The organism is Sulfurospirillum sp. HTRB-L1 (assembly GCF_059415125.1).
In genome coordinates, this window is record NZ_JCAHZR010000003.1 from 403930 (window position 1) to 422597 (window position 18668).

Sequence of the window (18668 nt, forward strand, 5' to 3'; positions counted from 1 at the left end):
CTTAGTCTCCATCCTGGGGATTCAAGGGCACTTTGGTCATGTCTTTGGGGCGAACCATCCAAAAGTCCCGCACCGCATGCCTAAAGTTTTCTAAAATATACTGGGCTTTTTCACTCTCGGTTTCATTAATGTGTGTTCGAAGCAAGCGTTTTAAGAAATGGCGCGCTTCGTCCATCTCGTCTGTGTCAATGCGCACGCCAATGACAAGTTCTTGGTTGAGTTTGTCAATAAACTCGTGCTCTTCGTCGTACACAAAGGCGATACCGCCTGTCATGCCCGCGCCAAAGTTCACGCCGGTTTTACCCAAAATACCAACCACCCCGCCTGTCATATACTCACACGCATGGTCTCCTGTGCCTTCCACCACTGTTGTAGCACCGGAGTTGCGCACGCAAAAACGTTCACCCACGCTGCCTGCAAGAAAAACTTTTCCTCCCGTTGCCCCATACAAACAGGTGTTGCCCGCACACGAATAATTACTCCCTTGGTGGCGTGGGGTGATGATAATCTTTCCGCCATTCATCCCTTTGCCAAGATAATCGTTAGCCACTCCCTTGAGGCGAATGGTGATGCCACTGGTTAAAAACGCTCCCATGGATTGGCCCGCAACCCCGCTAAGGTGAAAGGTGATGGCATTTTCAGGCAAGCCTTTGTTGCCATAAAATTTTGCCACCTCGCCGCTAATTAACGCACCAAAACTGCGGTTTGTATTGCGAATGCTTTTGTGCATTACGATGGTTTCATGGGGATTTTCAATCACCTTGTACACATCTTTAAGGATTTTCTTTTCGTAGGCATTGGCATCAAAAGGAAGGTTGGGTTTTCCACTCCATGTGTTTGGGCCATCGATGTAACGCAAGATGGAAGAAAAATCAAAGGGTTTTGCACGTATATCTTCCACCTTGCTTAGCAAGTCTGTTCGTCCAATAATCTCTCCCAAAGAGGCATAACCCAAACTGGCCAAAATCTCACGCACGTCTTCTGCGAGAAGGGTAAAGTAGTTCACCAAGCGCTCCGTGGTGCCCACAAAATGCTCACGAAGTTTCTCATCTTGGGTTGCAACCCCCACTGAACAACGGTTCAAATGGCACACGCGCAACACTTTACACCCCACAATAGCCAGTGCCAAGGTGCCAAAAGCATACTTTTCCGCGCCCAAGATTGCTGCTTTAATCACATCAAGCCCTGTTTTCAAGCCCCCATCCGTCTCTAGCAACACGCTATCGCGCAGGTGGTTTACCTTAAGCGCGTTGTGCGCTTCACTCAGGCCAATCTCCCAAGGGTTTCCGGCAAACTTGATGGAGGTATGTGGCGCAGCACCCGTGCCGCCATCCCCTCCAGAGATGATGATTTTATCGGCATAGGCTTTCGCGACTCCCGCGGCGATTGTGCCCACGCCTGCGGTTGAAACAAGTTTCACCGCAATCATTGCTTCAGGGTTTACTTGTTTAAGGTCAAAAATCAACTGGGCCAAATCTTCAATAGAATAAATATCATGATGCGGCGGCGGAGAAATCAGTGTCACCCCGGGAATGGTGTAGCGCAAAGAAGCAATCAATGGTGTTACTTTATGGCCAGGAAGCTGTCCTCCCTCACCAGGTTTTGCCCCTTGGGCTACCTTGATTTGAATCTCGGTTGCACTGCGCAAATATTCGGGTGTTACCCCAAAACGCCCCGATGCAATTTGTTTAATCTTTGAATTTTTAGGGCCCTTTAGCCGCCCTGGCGCTTCGCCGCCCTCCCCTGAGTTACTAGAAGCCCCAATGATATTCATGGCTTCTCCAAGGGCTTCGTGGGCTTCAGGCGAAATGGAACCAAGGCTCATCGCCGCCGTGCTAAAGCGCTTCCAAATCGCCTCTTTGGATTCCACCTCCTCTAGGGCAATGGGTTTTTTGTCTGGGCTAAGTTCTAGAAAATCGCGAATCATTTTTAAATCGCGTTTATTGATAAGGCCTTTGAGTGTTTCATAGTCTTCTTTTTTTCCCGTGATAGCCGCGTGGTGAATGGCGTGCACAACACTGGGGCCATAATCATGATACTCGCCCCCATCAAGGTACTTGTAAAACCCGCCCATTTCCAAGGGGAAAAGCTTTTTGGTGATGTCCAACGAAAAGGCTTCCGCGTGATTACGCGCAATACGTTGCTCAATATCGCCATACCCAAGGCCTGGAATCAACGCGTGGGAATCGCTAAAACAGTCTTTAACAATCTCACGCGAGAGTCCAATGACATCAAAAAGGGCGGAGTTTCGGTACGAAGCAATGGTTGCAATCCCCATTTTAGAAATGATTTTTAAAAGGCCTTGCCCTAGGGCGTGGTTGGTATTTTTAAGGCGTGTTTTGGTCTCGTAAGAACCAAGCTCTTGGTGTTTGCACTCATCCAGCACTGTTGCATAAAGCAAATACGGGTAAATCGCGCTCACGCCATAGGCAAGCAAACATGCACTTGAGTGGGCATCAAACACTTCGCCCGTAATGGCCACAATGGAAATCTTATGGCGCACGCCCTCTTCTTGCAAAGCATGGTTAAGCCTTCCTGCCACCATCATCATCGGAATACACTTATGGGTTTTGCTTACCCCGCGGTCATCAAGGAAAATGATGCGAATCGCCTCTTTTTTGACGGATTCCACCACATCATAAACCAAATCTTCCAAGCTTCCACGCAAATTATCTTCGTAGAGCGTGGAAAAAGTTTTGTTTTTGTAGTACTTTTTGTAGCGTGGCTTGGTGATGTCCCCAAAGGATTTGAGAATCTCAAATTTCTCTTGCATTAAGATAGGCGAAATGGACTTGATGCGCCTTGCATGAAAGGGACTTTCTTCTAAAATATTGCGCACCTCTCCAAAACCGACATTTAAACTCATGACGACTTTTTCGCGGATAGGGTCAATGGGCGGGTTGGTCACTTGGGCAAATTTTTGTTTAAAAAAGTCGCTAAAACAGCGTTGTTTTTGGCTAAATGCGGCAATGGGCGTGTCGTCTCCCATGGAGCCTGTCCCCTCTTTGCCGTCTTTCATCATCGGCTCAATCACAATCTCTTTAGCTTCTTGCGTGATGTTAAAGTAGCGTTGCAAGTAGTGCAAATTAGAAAGCTTATAGTCCCCCGTTTTGGAAAAAGGAATCTCTACAAACTCTTGCAAATAAACCAAACTTTGGTTAAGCCAATTGGTGTAAGGGTTGGAATCTTTGAGGTAATCGTTGATTTCATCATTTTTCATGATTTTGCCAAATTTTAAATCAATCCCAATCATCTGGCCGCTTTGCAACCTGCCCCGCTCAATGATATTTTCCTCTTCCAAGTCGATAACGCCGTACTCACTGGAGATGATAATGCGTCCATCTTTGGTGATGATGTATTTGGCAGGACGCAAGCCGTTTCGGTCTAAGATACAGCCAATATACCGTCCGTCTGTTAGAGAAATAGCGGCGGGGCCATCCCAAGGCTCAAAATTGATGCTCGAATACTCATAAAAGGCGCGCAACGCCGAATCCATATGGGGCGCATTTTGCCAAGGCGCAGGAATGAGCGAACGGGCGGCTTTAAAAAAGTCAAAGCCGTTGACCAGTAAAAATTCAAACATATTATCAAGGCTTGCGCTATCGCTTTGATTCCCTCCAGTGATGGGCAACAAACGCTTAAGCTCTGCCTTGGAGTAGACACTACTTTGCACCGAACCCCCCTTGGTAATCGCGTTGAAACGATTGGCGGAAATGGAGTTAATCTCCCCATTATGGGCAAGGGTGCGAAAGGGCTGTGCAAGACGCCACCTGGGAAGCGTGTTGGTGGAAAAGCGTTGATGAAACAAGGCAAAGGTTGATTTGAAGTTTGGATTGGTAAGGTCAGGGTAAAACTCTTTAATATGGGTAGGCATAACCAACCCTTTATAGGAAACCACTTTGCTAGAAAAAGAAGGGATGTAAAAATCCTCTTCTTCTTTTAAAGCCGTTTCGACATCTCGACGTGTCAAATAGAGCAAGGCTTCAAAACGCTTGGTAGCAATGAGCGAATTGGGGGCCACAAAGATTTGAACAATCTGAGGCAAGGTATCAAGGGCGAGTTTACCTAAGGCTTTAATGTTAACAGGCACGTCTCGGTAAGCAAGTACTTTTAAATCGTTTTGCTCACAGATTTCCTCAAACACATGTTTTTGTTCGTCATTTTGAAGAAAAACCATGGCAACCGCAAATTGCTTAGGTAAATCCACACCGAGTTTCTTGACTTCTTCTTTCATAAAATCAACGGGTAATGAAAACAGCAAGCCGCTTCCGTCCCCACTTTTTCCATCAGCCGCAATGGCACCGCGGTGCATCATGCGCTCAAGTGCTGTAATGGCGTCCATGACATTTTCATGGGTTGGGATGTTATTAATGTTGGCCAGTAAGCCAAACCCACAGTTGTCTTTATAGCTAGTAAGGAGTTCCATGACCTCGCCCTTTAAGATAATTTCACCTTGATTCAAAGGAATATTTGAGCCAAAAATTTTTCGATGTTACAAAAAATACCCTTAATATTTTATGAATTCAGTAAATAAGGGGTTATTAAGCATTTACATACTCTTTTTTTACTTAAGTGTCAATATCTTTACATGTAACGGTGTTTTGAAAACAAAAATGGTATACTTTCACGACCAATAAAAGGGGTGTTTTTCGCATGCAAGGGTACATTGTCCACATCACCAAGGCCAAAGAAGAGGACTTAATCGTCCATATTCTCACCGAAACAAAGCTTAAAACCGCTTACCGCTTTTACGGGGCGCGCCACTCGGTGATTCATGTGGGCTATAAAATCGACTTTGAACCCCATTATTCTACCAAATCATCCTTGCCCCAACTGCGTGAAGTCCTCCACTTGGGGCACCGCTGGAACGCATCTAGGGAACGGATGCTCTTGTGGCAACGCTTCATCGCCCTTTTTTACCCCCACCTCAAAGACATTGAATCACTCGAAACCTTTTACCTTGACTTGCTTGATTGGTGCGCCCAACGTTGGGAAAAACAAAACCCCAAACGTATTGCCCTAGAGGCTTATGTGAAACTTTTAGCACATGAGGGGCGTTTGCATGAAGAGTTTAGGTGTTTTGCCTGTGATTTACCCTTAGATGAGCAAGTGGTGCTAACGCGCGGGTTTTTATTGGCCCATCCCGCCTGTGTTTTTCAAGAAGGGATGGCGCGCACGCGTATTGAGTATTTGTTGGGTGAGGGCTCCACATTGCACTTGGATGATGGGCACGTGGAGCTTTTGTGGAGAACGCTCTTGGAGGGGCTTTAACGCAATAAGGTAGGGTCCATAAAACTCGAAGTGTGGATTTTTTCAAAAGCTGATTTGAGTGAAATAAAAAGCCCGGGGTGCTCCTTTTCAAGGGAGGCCAGTAGCACCTTAGCGCTTGCCCTTGCGTGGGGCATTTTGACATCAAAACGCATAGCCGGACACGCTTCATCCCCAATCACTTCTAAGCCATTTTTAGTGGCATTGTCGCGAAGTTGGCGCTCCCTCACGTGAATGAAGGGGCGAATCACCACAAGGCCATTGCCAGCGGTGTATTTGGGCGCGAGGGAGCGTAAGGCACCGTTGTAAATAAAATTCATAAAAAAACTCTCCGCGGCATCATCTAGGTGGTGCGCGAGGGCGAGTTTATTAAACCCGTGCTCAAGGGCATAAGTGTACAAAGCACCCCGGCGCATGCGCGAAAAGAAACTGCAAAAAGAAGAGTTTTTCCGAATCTTTTCCCCGGCAAGCTCGTACACCTTTGTTTCGATGGTTTCGTGCTCCACACCGTAGGCTTCGCAGTGGGCGTGAAGCTTGGAATAATCCTCTCCCATCCCATAAGAGATGGTGAGCGCTTTAAAGGTGAAATCAAAAGGGGCCACCCGTTGCATGTGGGCAAGCACGTGCATGAGGGCCAAAGAGTCTTTGCCTCCGCTTAAGCCCAAAAGCACTTTATCACCCTCGCCAACGAGACCGTAAGCCGCGTTGGCCTTGCCCGTTTGGCGTAAGATTTTCTTACTCAGTTCAACCATGGGAGAGTTCTTCAAGCATCGCGATCACAAAACTGCTACTAATCTTGGCCGATTCTTTTAAGAAAGCATCAAAATCAAACTGAGCGTCCATGTCTGCTGCGTCGCTAATAGCACGCAAAATGAAAAAGGGCACTTGCAGGGCATCACACACCACTGCCACAGCCGCCCCTTCCATCTCAATAGCATCGGCTTGAAAAGTTTGTGCAATCCACGCCTTGCGTTCAGCATTGGCGATAAACTGATCCCCTGTTGCAATAATCCCGTGCCGCAAATTCACGCCTTTGGCCTTTGCCACACGGTCCGCTGTGGCAAGTAGCTCTGTGCTTGGTTTTACGTACACCGCACCCTCAGGCACAAACCCATGGGGGTGTCCAAAAATACTAATATCCAAATCATGCTGACACAAAGCAGTGGCCGCAACAAGATCACCGATATTTAATGTGGAATTGATAGCACCTGCAACACCCGTAAAAAGCAAGAGGTCTGCGCCAAATTTTTCCAACAACGTGGCAGCTGTGAGGGTCGCATTCACTTTTCCAATCTTGCTGTACGCAAGAACAATCTCAAGATTTTTATAGGTTCCCTCATGGTACGTGTTGCCGCCATAGCGCATTTCATTGGTTTTCACAAAGTGCTTCAACAGTGGCTCATGGGCACTGTGGGTTAAAAATGGCTCTACTTCTTCGAGCATTGCGCCCATAATTGCAATTTTCATTATTTTTCCTTAGGTGTAACGTAGGTGGTATTTTTGAACACTCGAGAGGGTTGAATCAAGCCTTACATGTAAACATTCTGGAGTAAACAAAGGCGCTTGGGCGAGAATATTTCCCGAAGGGTCCATCACGCACGACCCGCCCCAAAACCCCAACCCATCTTCAAAGCCAACACGGTTCACAAAAATCACATGTGCCCTGCAGTAGATGGCACAAGCGCTTAAAAGCTTTTCCCATGTTTCTTGAATGGCCAGTTTTTCTCCAAAGCCCCGCGCAGGAGAGTTAGAAAGAACCAACACGGCATCTGGGTTCGCCCTAGCAACAGAAGCTACAAAGGAGGCGTCAAACAAATCCTCACACACGGCCATCACGGTTTTGCCCAAAACCGACTCAAAAGGAGCGATACCTTCTCCGGGGAAAAAGAAGCGCGCCTCTTGAAAAAGCCCGTAATTGGGTAAGGTACTTTTTTTATAAACCACGATTTCGCCAGAAGTTCGCGCGTATACCGCTGCATTGTAAATTTTATGGTGCTCTTTAAAAACACACCCAAAGACCACATCGCACGCTGCGTTTATAAAAGGAAGATTTGTGAGTTCTTCGTACGTGTAGGCATCCTCAAAAACAGCATCTTTTAGGGTGTATCCGTTTAAAGAGAGTTCTGGAAAAACCAAAACATCACACGCATCTTCACAGGCCCGCACATGCTTTACATGTAAGGCTTCGTTGTGGCGCGACAACACGGGAGAGATTTGCGCTAATGCGACCTTCATTGCTGTGCTTGTGCCGCCTGGTCTAAGGAGAGCATGTCCGTGATTGCATGGGTGGGTTTTTGGGTAATGCGTCGATTTAACCCTTTTAGCACCGCCCCACCAAACTCCACATAACACTCCACGTGCGCATCATACGCCTCGATAGATTGTTTGTACTTTACAGGCATGGTCAACTGTTCTTTTAAAAGACTCAAGGCCTCTTCTTTGCTCTGGTAGGTTTTTGCCGTCACGTTTGAGACAACAGGTGTTACAAAGGTTGTGCCTAGGGCTTTTTGCATCGAAGCAAGGAGTGGTTCGCCCACACTCTCTAATAACGGACAGTGACTAGCAACGGACATAGCCAAAAGCAACGCACGTTTTGCGCCTGCTTCTTTAAAAACCCCTTCCAATGCCACAAGGTCTTCTTTACTGCCTGCTACCACAATTTGCCCTGTGCTGTTATAATTTGCGGGCCAAACACGTTTGCCCTCTTCTCTAGCACGGGCGCAAATAGATTCAACATCCATGTCTTCCAAGCCCAAAACGGCCATCATACCCACCGCTTCTTTCGCACATGCTTCCATCATGAGTCTGCCACGCGTATGCACCAAAGCCACCCCTTCATGCAAAGGCAAGGCACCTGTTACATGTAAGGATAAAAATTCGCCCAAGGAGTGCCCAAGGGTAAGAACAGGGGCCTTAGGCACCCGTTCTTTGTACAGTGCGTAGGCAATGGCGCTCACTAAGAAAATGGCTGGCTGGGTGTATTGGGTTTGCTCCAAACGGTCATTGGGCTCAAAAAGAAGGGCTTTCATGTCCCACCCTAGCACATCACTCGCTTCTTCAACCATCCTTTGTGCCAAAGGGCTATTGTCGTAAAAATCTTTTCCCATCCCAATGCTTTGGCTTCCTTGTCCAGGAAATATAAAGGCTGTTTTCACTTTTTTTCCTTCCCTTCAAGGTAGTGCCCATACTCAGTGATTTTTTTACGCAAGGTGTTGCGGTTGAGTCCAAATTTTTCAGCCATGGCCAATTGCGAACCAAAGGCATCGTAGCCTGATTTAATCAACGGAACATCAAACAAATACAACAAATCACGGTAGTCGTTGCCGCTACCAATCTTTTTTTTCAAATAGTTTTGCATCATTAAAAGGATTTCAGTTTCCCCAAAAGAGCTCGCCAAAAAGGAGGTGTAAACAGAACGTCGCAGGGAGTACCCGTTTTCACTTAAATCTGGCACAAAATCCTTTAAAAAAATCCGCTGGCTTTCATTGGCATTAAAAACTTTACGAATTTCTAGAAAAAATTTATCTACCAAGGGGCCAACGTCTTCGGGTCGCTCCCTTAAGGGTGTGAGGGTAATTTTTAAACTAAAAAACTCATCCACCAAGGTTTCGCTCAATGTTCCAGAAGTGGTGGCAATGATACGCGTATTGTGTTTGGAGAGCATCTCTTTTAGCAAGTGAAACTGCCCTAACTTATCGAAATTTTTTACAATCAATTTTGGATTGGATTCCACTGCCTTGAGGACTTCGTGCGCGTTTTCACCAAGCACAACAGGAGCTTGCACAATATGGGTTGCCAACGTTGTTTTCCCAACGCCTTGCTCGCCCAATATCAAGGCGTTGATATTGAGGCTTTTAAGAAGGTTCGCCGACTTTAGAGCCTCCAAGGAGGCTCGTGATCGGGCAATAAAATTAGTGTGTTCCACAACAACTTCCGCCATGGTCTTTTCCATGACTTCCGCAGCATTCATCATCGTCATCGTGGGAATGTGTGTGGCTTCCACAACCACCTGTTCCACCGCAACATCCGCCAGCTGCACTACCGCCAACCACGCCAGAAGCAAGCTCATCAGCGGTTGCTTCGCGCACTTCGGCAATAGAAACAGCGAAGGCCAAGTCTTTCCCTGCAAGGGGGTGGTTAAAATCTACATCAACATTTTCATCATCAAAACCCTTGACAGTCACTTGCACCGTTTGTCCGTGCTCGCCTTGTCCATAAAGGGTCATGCCTTCAAACAACTCAATACCAGCAAATTGTTCTTTAGGAAGTGTTTGGATTGCCTCAGCATCATATTCGCCATACGCATCCGCTGCTGCAACTGTAATTTCTGCGTTTTCGCCCTCTGCAAGTTTGGCAATTTCAGCTTCAAGTCCAGAAATGATATGTCCTTTTCCTAAAATAAAAGATAAGGGCGCAGATCCAAGATTGGAGTCTAAAACTTCACCATTTTGAACATCTTTAAGTTCATAATGCATAGAGACGACACTGTTTTGCTCAATAGCCATTAAGGTCTCCTTGTTAAAAGTAAGGGGAGATTCTAACACAGGTTTGTTTTAGTGACGCTTAGTGCTTACATGTAAAGAGGATTTAAGAGAAGAGTTTTAGTCCCTAGGCGCAAGTGCTAACTAACGGTTTGGGGAAGCTTGCGCCTCTTTGGAGTCTGGGTAATTTGTCTTGAGTGCGCGGTAAAAAGGAGCTGCATTGGCAGGCTCTCCACTCTTATCAAAACTGATTGCGGTGTGGTATAACAAACGCGGAATATAGTCTGCCTTATCGTACAAATCAATACTGATTTTAAAGTGCCCAATTGCCGTTTTCCATTGTTGTTTTTTGTAAGCGATTTCACCCAAAAAGTAGTTGCTACGCGCAGGCATGTAGTTCTTTTTGACCAAGATATCGTACCGGACCCAAGCTTCATCCAAACTACCCGCATTGAAGAAATTTAACGCTTCTTGCATAAGCTCAGCACCTGGCTTTGCCTCAAGGGAAGAAGTGCTAGAAGTAGCGGCGGCAGGAGGAGGTGTTTTTTTATTTTCCATTCCATCAACGCGCTCTATGAGTGCATTTAGCGCACTTTTACTGGCGTAGTTGTTGTTGATAGAATCAATCAATGAACTCATTTCACCCAAAACAACACGTAGACGTTCATTATTGGTTTCTTGGATGGTTTTATGCTCTTGGAGTGCTGCTTGAAAAGAAAGGAGTTGGTCGCTCACTTGCGCCACAGTAGCCTCAAGTGTAGCAAGTCTACCCTCAAGTGCTCGCATATCCCCATCACTTCGGCCCACGCGTGTATTGGTTCCGTCCAATACCGAACGCACACCTTCCATTTGTTCTTTAATGGTGTTAAATTCGTTTCGAACACCCGCCAAATCACGACTGAGTTTATCGACTTCTTGGGTTTTTTCAAGGAGTAACTTTTCATTTTGAGTCAACCCATAGGGTGTCGCACTTCGCAAGTTACCCGCTTCAAAAACAGAGACTTCGGCTGCAAAAAGAAGAGGGGCGGCCCAAAAGAAAAGAGCCGCCTTAGAAAAATTGAAACGCATTAATTAGGGAAGAAGTTTAAATTCTGCACGTCGATTTTGGTCCCAGCACTGCTTGTTGCTTTCTGAACAAACAGGGTTGCTTTCACCAAAACTTACTACCATTACACGCTCACTTGGAACACCTTGGGCGATCAAAGCGTCTTTAACTGCTTTGGCGCGCTTAAGGCCCAATGCGTAGTTATACTCGTCTGTTCCCCATTCGTCGCAGTTACCTTCTACTTTGATAGACAAACCCGCTGCATTGGCTTGTTTAAACAAGGCAGCATTCGCTTCTACCACTTTTTGCATATCAGGACGAATGTCGTACTTGTCAAAATCAAAGTAAACTTTTCCTGCTTTTTGCTCAAGATCAGCAATCAATTTTGCGACCGCCTCAGACCCGGTATCTACTTTAGTAGCATCGATACCAGAAATGCTGTCCATTTTTGAATCAACAGTTTTTGGTGTTGTTGTGCTTTGTGTCATGTCTACTTGAGGGCTTTTTTGGCTACATCCTGTAAACACCAACATCAATGTTGCTAACGAGGCTACGACTAAATGTTTCATTTTTTCACCTTTGAAATAAGATTGTGCGCATTCTAGCATATTTTTTCTTTAAATTACCAATCGATAGACTGAATATGACCCGCTTTCAAGGGGAAATGAAAGCTTTTATTTGCACCAAGGCGAATAATGCCAAGGGCACTCTGTGCTCCGTATTCTTTGATAAACAAAATACTCTCCCCATCGTTTGAAAAACGAGGAAATAGATTTTTTCCCGTCGCCGTCAACTGACGAATAAAATCTGTTTGCGTGGAAATGAGATAAAGATTAAACGTTCCCGAGCCAAACTCACTGGATTTTTCTCGGCTTGAATAGACGATGTACCGATCAAATGCGGATACGGAATTGTTATTTCTCCCGTGGTATACCATCTGTTCAACGCTAGAGTGGCCAATTGTTTTTGAGAAAATATTGGGGTATCCAAGCCTGTCAGACACAAAGACAATACGTGATTCATTGTCAATAAACCCTGCACTTACATCAATGCCCGAATAGGTGGTTAAACGCTCCAGATGTTTGGTTTGGGTATGGTACATGTAAACATCAGGCTGATCGCTTGGTGCCATTGTTAACAAAAGTCTGTTTCCGTCCCGACTAACATCAGAAGCCATCATCATGCCTTGGCTTTGAGCAATATACGTGCGGCGACCCGTGGAGAGATTGACATGATACAAGGTAGGTGTTTTTGCCGCATAATCAGAATAATAAAACCCTGATTGGCGCCCATCGGCCCATTTGGGGAAAATATTTAATCCGCCCGTAATCACCGTTTGTTGAAACGTCAACGTATAATCTGCGATTACGATTTCGCTCTGCTTTGGCGTCGTATATTTGGAAAAAATAATAAACCGTTCCATCCAAGCAACAGAAGGAAGCCCCAGCCCCTCATTAAACTCAACCACCATGCGGTGGGCTAAAAAAGGATAGCGTTCAGGCTGCCCAATCTTATAACTTCGTTCACTACGCACCGTTCCTGTTGCCCCGTTAATTACCTTGGCCCGCGCTAAAATTTCTCCGCCATGGGAGAGTTCAAGCTTGTACCTAAGCACCAAATCGGGAACTTTTTGAGTGGTGTGACTGATACGATAGTCACCTCCGTAGTTACTTTTTACATACTCGTCTATCACTTCAAAGTTGGCACTTACTTTCAAATCCCCAACAAGCATTTGGAAAAAACGTCGCTTAAGCCCTGCGTCTACATCATCCGCACTTGCATCTTGTAAGGCAACCACAGGAAGTCTCTCAAGGCGCTTTACGATTTCCACCGTTGCATCAGAAGCAAACAGTCCCACCACACACGCCAATAACACAACAAGTTTTTTCATCATCACTCCATCAAATCTTTAAACATTACATTCAGGCTGGTTGAATCCCCTTCCGCATACGGAGGGAAGGAGACCGACTTCATGCGCTCTAGAAAGTCGCGCAGTTTCGCATTAAAAGCATTATTATAGGACAGTCTAACTATAGAATAACTAAATACACCTTGACGATCAATCGTCACACGCACACTCGCTTCAGCCCCCGAAACAGTATCGATGGTTTGTTGCCAATACCCTTCAAGAAGCTCGGTAATTTTACCCAAGTATTCATTATATACCCCTGTTGAACTCGAAGCCGTTGCAGCACTTTCAAACGTCAACGAACCCACTAATTTACTTGCGGTGTTTAAAGGCGGGGTGGGTGCTTGGGTTTTTTCTTGTTGTGCGCGACTTTGTGCTTTGGGTTGGGGTACAGGAATAGGTTTGGGCTCTGCAAGTTTGGCACTGTCAATTCCCCGAAATAAGTCCCGCACATTGGCCTCTTTGGGAGGGGTTGGCTTAGGCTGGGTAAGGGTGGGTGGAGGTGTTTTTTGCTCAAGGGGCTTGGAAACACTTGGTGCTTGTTTTGTCTGTTGTTCTTGCTTTGGGCGCTCTATTAGCGTGATATCCAAAAAATTATCTTTTTTTGATGAAAAACGCTGCACCCACTCTTGATTGCTCGCCATGTAGGCAATCATCCCTGCAATAATTCCAACATACAAGGCTAGAGCAGCAAAAAATGCTATAACACTATTTTCTTTGGGGGCACACTGCATCTAGCCACCAGTTTCCAAGGCTACCTTATGAAATCCCGCTTCTTTCACACTCTTTAAAATATACATGACGTCTTCATAAAAAAGACGCTTGTCTGCCTTGATATACACTGGCGTATCTTTACTAAATCCTTGCCCAAACAAAACAAAATTATCTGCAAATGAGGCATAAGAATAGGCATCATTTTTAATAAAAATCTTTCGATTAGCATCGGCACGTATTTCAATTTCTGGAAGTTGGCTAACAGCCACTTTTTGAGAGCCATCAGGCAGTGAAATATTTTCCTCATAAACCAATGCTGGCGTTGTCACCATTAAGATTGCCAGCAAAACAAGCATAACATCCACCAAAGGTGTGATATTTAAATCAGGTGTTTCATCCCAGTTGATCATGCTCACTCTTTGGCCCATGAGCTTTTGCCTTTGAAGCAACTATTTCTGCTTGACGCTCCACAAGACTTAAAACCTCATACGCTTTGCGTTTCAATAAAATGTGAAATGAATAAGCAGGAATGGCAACAAAAATACCCGCAGCCGTTACAATCAATGCTTCACTAATAGCAGGAGCGATAACGCCCAAAGAGGCACTTGCGGCACTACCAAGTTTTCCAAACGTTTCCAAAATGGAGACAACCGTTCCGAATAAACCAATAAAAGGAGAGGTTGAAGCAATCACCGAAAGCCATGAAAGACCAACCGTAGCATTTTTTTCTGCTACGTTTTTACAGACTTTCAACATCTCAGGCGAATGGGAAACCGAAGAGGTACAACGCCTTAAAATGGAGTCATCTCTAACATTCTTGGAGCCCATCATAATGGACTCCAGTGAAGCATGTTCGCGCTTTTCCCAATCCGAGAGCTGGGTCCATCTGGCAAAAAGAATGGTAAATGTTGTAATAAAATAAACCGAAAGCCAGACTAAAACCGCCCACGTAACCACATTGCTACGTAAAATATAATTTAAAAACACATCAACAGAAGTCATGTTCATCAACGGGATCTTGCGATGCTCTCAATTTTAGCTTTTGCCATAGCAATGGCGACATCTGAATCACCCATGCTCTCAATCAGCTTGGTGGCGCTCTCCAAAGAAGCAGCAATTTCGCTCTCACTGCTTCCATGGACCGCAACAGCCCCATCGGCCAACACAATGACCTTTTCCTCATCGACTTTTACATATCCCCAATTAACAGCAACCACGTCATGTTTGCCATCTTCAAGTTCAATGTCCATCACGCCTGCTTTTAACATAGAAATGAACGAGGCGTGGCCTGGTAAAATACCAAACTCGCCCTCGGTTCCTGGAAGAGTTACCGCTTTTACATCGTTAGAAAAGATGAGTCCAAGCGGGGTAACAACTTCTAATTTTAATGTACTCATGCTGTCATCCTTAAGGCGAAATTAGCCTTTGAGTTTTTCCGCTTTGGCAATCGCTTCATCAATATTGCCTACCATGTAAAATGCATTTTCAGGCATATCATCGTACTTGCCCTCTAAAATTCCCTTAAAGCCAGCAATGGATTCTTCCAAGGTAACATACTTGCCAGGACTTCCCGTGAAAACCTCCGCAACAAAGAAAGGTTGGGAAAGGAATTTTTCAATCTTACGTGCACGATCAACAACCAATTTGTCTTCTTCGCTAAGCTCATCCATACCCAAAATGGCGATGATGTCTTGCAAATCTTTGTACTTTTGAAGCACTGCTTGCACGCCACGTGCCACTTGATAGTGGTCTTCACCCAAAATCTGGGGATCAAGCATACGTGAACTTGAATCCAAGGGGTCAACCGCAGGATAAATCCCTTTTTCAGCGATAGAACGGTTAAGTACCGTTGTCGCATCAAGGTGCGCAAAAACCGTTGCAGGTGCGGGGTCCGTCAAGTCGTCCGCAGGAACATAAACGGCCTGAACAGAAGTGATTGAACCTTTCTTGGTGGATGTAATACGCTCTTGGAAGCGTCCCATTTCACTTGCGAGAGTGGGTTGGTACCCAACCGCTGAAGGAATACGGCCAAGAAGTGCGGACATCTCTGCACCAGATTGTGAAAATCGGAAAATATTGTCAATAAACATCAACACGTCTAGTCCCATTTCATCTCTAAAATATTCTGCCATAGTCAGACCAGTCAATGCGATGCGGTTACGTGCCCCTGGTGGTTCGTTCATTTGGCCATAGCACAAGGCTACTTTATCCAAGACGTTCGAATCTTTCATTTCATGGTAAAGGTCATTTCCCTCACGGGTTCGCTCACCTACCCCTGCAAAAACAGAATAACCACTGTGTTTAAAGGCAACGTTGTGGATAAGTTCCATAATGATAACCGTCTTACCAACACCCGCGCCGCCGAACAAGCCAACTTTTCCGCCCTTGGAATACGGGGCCAAAAGGTCAACAACCTTAATACCTGTTTCAAAGATTTCAGACTTAGTGCTTTGCTCTTCAAAAAGAGGAGGATCGCGGTGAATTGACCACTTTACTTCTGTCTCAATCGCTTCACCTTCGTCAATGACTTCGCCAATGACATTCAAGATACGACCCAATACCTTTTCGCCAACAGGTACTTGAATAGGACTGCCCTGAGCAACGGCTACAAGACCGCGCGTAAGACCTTCGCTCATGTCCATGGCAATGGTTCTAACACGGCCATCACCTAGGTGCGCTGCCACCTCCAAGACAAGCTTTGCTGGCTTGCCCTCTACTTCATAATTTACGACGATAGCTTCGTTGATTTGCGGAAGATAGCCGCTAAAATCAACATCGACCACCGGACCCATGATCTGGCTTATAACTCCATTCATTGAACGCTCTCCTTTAATAATTCACTCTGCATTTACTTCATCGACTCGACACCACTGATAATCTCAATAAGCTCAGTGGTGATAGATTCTTGCCTTGCTTTGTTGTAAGCAATATTTAACGCTTCAACACGTTCTTTTGCATTTTTTGTTGCACTGTCCATTGCTTGCATTCGTGCGCTGTGCTCTGCAGCTAGTGAATCAACAAGGGCATAGTACATGTTGTACTCAAAATACTTTCGCATTAACTCTTCAAGAATTTTCTCTTCCCCTGCTGGCTCAAACTCCATGAGAGAAAGCGCTGTATTGCTTGAAATCTCTGGCGGCTCAACAGGAACGATGTCATTAATTTTCAACTCTTGAGAAATCATGTTCATGTACCCATTGTGAACCAAAATAACCCCATCAGTAACGCCATTGCTAAAATCATCAATGGCATCACTAATAATTTCTTGTGCCTTTTCATAAGAAGGAGAAGAACTTACCCCTGCATATGTTTTTAGCAGCTCAACCCCTTGAAAATTGAAAAATTCAATTCCCTTGCGCCCAATGGCTCGAAGGCGTACTTTGACTTTTTTGGCCTTATAGGCTTCAAGGAGGTTGCGCACTGCTTTAATTGTTTGAACGTTAAACCCGCCGCACAATCCCTTGTCGGCCGTTACAAACAAAATGTCAATCTTGGAAGGGTGCTCAATAGGCTGAAAAAAGCGACTCTCCAAATTCCCACTCTTGTATTGGTTGACTTTATAAGCGATTTCAGACAACACTTCATTAATTTTTGCCGCATACACCCGCGATTGCTTTGCGACCTCTTCCGCTTTTCGCAATTTGGCCGTTGACACAAGCTTCATCGCACGCGTCGTTTTCTGAGTGTTCTGAACGCTTTTTATCTTTCTCTTAATCTCTTTTAAATTGGCCATGAAGCATCCTTACTTTACAACAAAGGTCGTCTTAAACTCGTTTAATGCCTTTGATAGTAAATCTTCAATCTCTTTGTCGAGCACCTTTTTGGTTCGAATCTGCTCTAAAATCTCTGGGTATTTTGCTTCAATGAAAGGATAAAGCTCTACCTCAAATGCGCCCACTTCGCTCACTTCGATATCATCCAAGTAACCCCTTGAACCAGCATAAACCAACAATACCTGCTTTTCTACAGGAAGCGGGGAATAAGGAGGTTGTTTAAGGATTTCAACCATGCGTTGACCGCGCTCAAGTTGTTTTCGACTGGACTCGTCCAAATCACTTGCAAATTGTGCAAAGGCTTGAAGCTCACGGTATTGGGCAAGGTCAAGTCGCAATGTTCCTGAAACTTGCTTGGTGGCTTTAATTTGTGCTGCACCACCAACGCGAGAAACAGAAAGACCCACGTTAATCGCAGGACGAATACCTGAGTTAAATAAGTCAGACTCAAGGAAAATCTGTCCATCTGTAATGGAAATAACGTTTGTTGGAATGTAGGCAGAAACGTCTCCAGCTTGTGTCTCGATAATAGGCAATGCTGTTAGTGAACCCGCTCCTAGTTCGTCATTCACTTTCGCCGCGCGCTCAAGCAAACGGGAATGAAGGTAAAAAACATCCCCAGGATACGCTTCACGACCCGGAGGGCGTCTTAGAATAAGAGACATTTCACGGTATGCAACCGCATGCTTGGAAAGATCATCATAAACAATAAGTGCATGTCGTGAATTATCCCTAAAATATTCACCCATGGTAACACCTGCATAGGGTGCTAAAAACTGAAGGGCCGCAGAATCACTTGCACCCGCATTGACAACAATCGTATAATCCATAGCACCGTGTTCTTCAAGTTTTTTAACAACTTGAGCAACGGTAGATTGCTTTTGACCAATAGCAACATAGATACAGACAACATCTTGACCTTTTTGGTTGATGATTGTATCAATTGCTACGGTTGTCTTACCTGTTTGGCGGTCCCCAATAATCAACTCTCGCTGTCCACGGCCAATTGGCACAAGGGCATCAATCGCTTTAAGACCTGTTTGCAAAGGCTCATGGACTGATTTTCTCGCCATAATCCCTGGTGCTTTTTCTTCAACGAAACGGGTTTCAGAAGCTTCAATAGGACCTTTTGCATCAATGGGCTCACCCAGTGGGTTTACCACGCGGCCAATCATAGCATCCCCAACAGGAACGCGAAGCAATTTGCCAAGTCGTTTTACAGAGGTTCCCTCTTGGATGCCTTTGCCACCACCCAAAATAACCACACCAACACTAGATTCTTCTAGGTTTAACGCCATGCCACTTTCACCGTTTTCGAACTCAACCATCTCGCCAGCCATCACATTTTTGAGTCCGTACACATTGGCAACACCATCCGCCGTAGAGAGAACCTTTCCCGTCTCTTCCACATCAACACTTAGATCAAAGTTTTCGATCCGCTCTTTGATGATTGAGCTGATCTCATCAGCTTTCATTTT

General features: G+C 45.3%; 18 protein-coding genes. 1 reads left to right on the forward strand and 17 read right to left on the reverse strand.

Annotated elements, in window-relative coordinates; translation table 11 throughout:
- Position 1: 1 nt before the first annotated feature.
- Entirely contained in the window at positions 2–4426 is a 4425-nt protein-coding gene (gene gltB, locus AC5SLM_RS07530) for a glutamate synthase large subunit (protein WP_495250325.1), read from the reverse strand.
- Positions 4427–4653: 227 nt separating this feature from the next.
- Here gltB and recO point away from each other — a divergent pair, with 227 nt between their 5' ends.
- Positions 4654–5271, forward strand: a complete 618-nt coding sequence (gene recO, locus AC5SLM_RS07535; RefSeq protein WP_495250326.1) for a recombination protein RecO — start codon at positions 4654–4656, stop codon at positions 5269–5271.
- Here recO and AC5SLM_RS07540 read toward each other — a convergent pair.
- The 16 genes from AC5SLM_RS07540 to atpA form a co-directional block, all read right to left on the reverse strand.
- Entirely contained in the window at positions 5268–6020 is a 753-nt protein-coding gene (locus AC5SLM_RS07540; RefSeq protein ID WP_495250327.1) for a PP-loop family protein, read from the reverse strand. The two genes, recO and AC5SLM_RS07540, sit on opposite strands and share 4 nt — an antisense overlap.
- Positions 6013–6735, reverse strand: coding sequence for a 5'-methylthioadenosine/adenosylhomocysteine nucleosidase (locus tag AC5SLM_RS07545; RefSeq protein WP_495250328.1), 723 nt, complete (start codon positions 6733–6735; stop codon positions 6013–6015). Before AC5SLM_RS07545 ends, AC5SLM_RS07540 begins: the two co-directional genes overlap by 8 nt.
- A gap of 9 nt (positions 6736–6744) precedes the next feature.
- A complete protein-coding gene (locus tag AC5SLM_RS07550; protein WP_495250329.1) occupies positions 6745–7503 on the reverse strand; it encodes a nitrilase-related carbon-nitrogen hydrolase in 759 nt (252 codons plus the stop codon).
- Positions 7500–8423 (reverse strand): ACP S-malonyltransferase, encoded by a 924-nt coding sequence (gene fabD / locus AC5SLM_RS07555; RefSeq protein WP_495250330.1) that lies wholly within the window; start codon positions 8421–8423, stop codon positions 7500–7502. The genes AC5SLM_RS07550 and fabD overlap by 4 nt, the downstream gene beginning before the upstream one ends.
- Positions 8420–9247 (reverse strand): Fis family transcriptional regulator, encoded by an 828-nt coding sequence (locus tag AC5SLM_RS07560; protein WP_495250382.1) that lies wholly within the window; start codon positions 9245–9247, stop codon positions 8420–8422. Before AC5SLM_RS07560 ends, fabD begins: the two co-directional genes overlap by 4 nt.
- Positions 9180–9773, reverse strand: a complete 594-nt coding sequence (locus AC5SLM_RS07565) for an FKBP-type peptidyl-prolyl cis-trans isomerase (protein ID WP_495250331.1) — start codon at positions 9771–9773, stop codon at positions 9180–9182. Before AC5SLM_RS07565 ends, AC5SLM_RS07560 begins: the two co-directional genes overlap by 68 nt.
- Before the next feature lie 120 nt (positions 9774–9893).
- On the reverse strand, positions 9894–10817 hold the full coding sequence (locus AC5SLM_RS07570; protein WP_495250332.1) for a tetratricopeptide repeat protein: 924 nt from the start codon (positions 10815–10817) through the stop codon (positions 9894–9896).
- Between the two features lie 3 nt (positions 10818–10820).
- The gene (gene pal / locus AC5SLM_RS07575) at positions 10821–11363 is read right to left on the reverse strand and encodes a peptidoglycan-associated lipoprotein Pal (RefSeq protein ID WP_495250333.1); all 543 of its coding nucleotides are present in this window, start codon (positions 11361–11363) and stop codon (positions 10821–10823) included.
- Between the two features lie 53 nt (positions 11364–11416).
- Positions 11417–12685: a Tol-Pal system protein TolB gene (tolB, locus tag AC5SLM_RS07580; RefSeq protein ID WP_495250334.1), complete on the reverse strand. Its 1269-nt coding sequence runs from the start codon at positions 12683–12685 to the stop codon at positions 11417–11419.
- Between the two features lie 2 nt (positions 12686–12687).
- Positions 12688–13437 (reverse strand): TonB C-terminal domain-containing protein, encoded by a 750-nt coding sequence (locus AC5SLM_RS07585; protein ID WP_495250335.1) that lies wholly within the window; start codon positions 13435–13437, stop codon positions 12688–12690.
- Positions 13438–13827: a biopolymer transporter ExbD gene (locus tag AC5SLM_RS07590; protein WP_495250336.1), complete on the reverse strand. Its 390-nt coding sequence runs from the start codon at positions 13825–13827 to the stop codon at positions 13438–13440.
- Positions 13811–14425 carry a MotA/TolQ/ExbB proton channel family protein gene (locus AC5SLM_RS07595; RefSeq protein WP_495250337.1) on the reverse strand — a complete coding sequence of 205 codons (615 nt, stop codon included), beginning with the start codon at positions 14423–14425 and terminating at the stop codon, positions 13811–13813. The genes AC5SLM_RS07590 and AC5SLM_RS07595 overlap by 17 nt, the downstream gene beginning before the upstream one ends.
- Positions 14425–14814 (reverse strand): ATP synthase F1 subunit epsilon, encoded by a 390-nt coding sequence (gene atpC, locus AC5SLM_RS07600; protein WP_495250338.1) that lies wholly within the window; start codon positions 14812–14814, stop codon positions 14425–14427. Before atpC ends, AC5SLM_RS07595 begins: the two co-directional genes overlap by 1 nt.
- Before the next feature lie 21 nt (positions 14815–14835).
- Positions 14836–16233 carry a F0F1 ATP synthase subunit beta gene (gene atpD / locus AC5SLM_RS07605; RefSeq protein ID WP_495250339.1) on the reverse strand — a complete coding sequence of 466 codons (1398 nt, stop codon included), beginning with the start codon at positions 16231–16233 and terminating at the stop codon, positions 14836–14838.
- A gap of 32 nt (positions 16234–16265) precedes the next feature.
- Positions 16266–17150, reverse strand: coding sequence for an ATP synthase F1 subunit gamma (gene atpG / locus AC5SLM_RS07610; RefSeq protein ID WP_495250340.1), 885 nt, complete (start codon positions 17148–17150; stop codon positions 16266–16268).
- A gap of 9 nt (positions 17151–17159) precedes the next feature.
- Positions 17160–18665: a F0F1 ATP synthase subunit alpha gene (atpA, locus tag AC5SLM_RS07615; protein WP_495250341.1), complete on the reverse strand. Its 1506-nt coding sequence runs from the start codon at positions 18663–18665 to the stop codon at positions 17160–17162.
- Positions 18666–18668 lie beyond the last annotated feature (3 nt).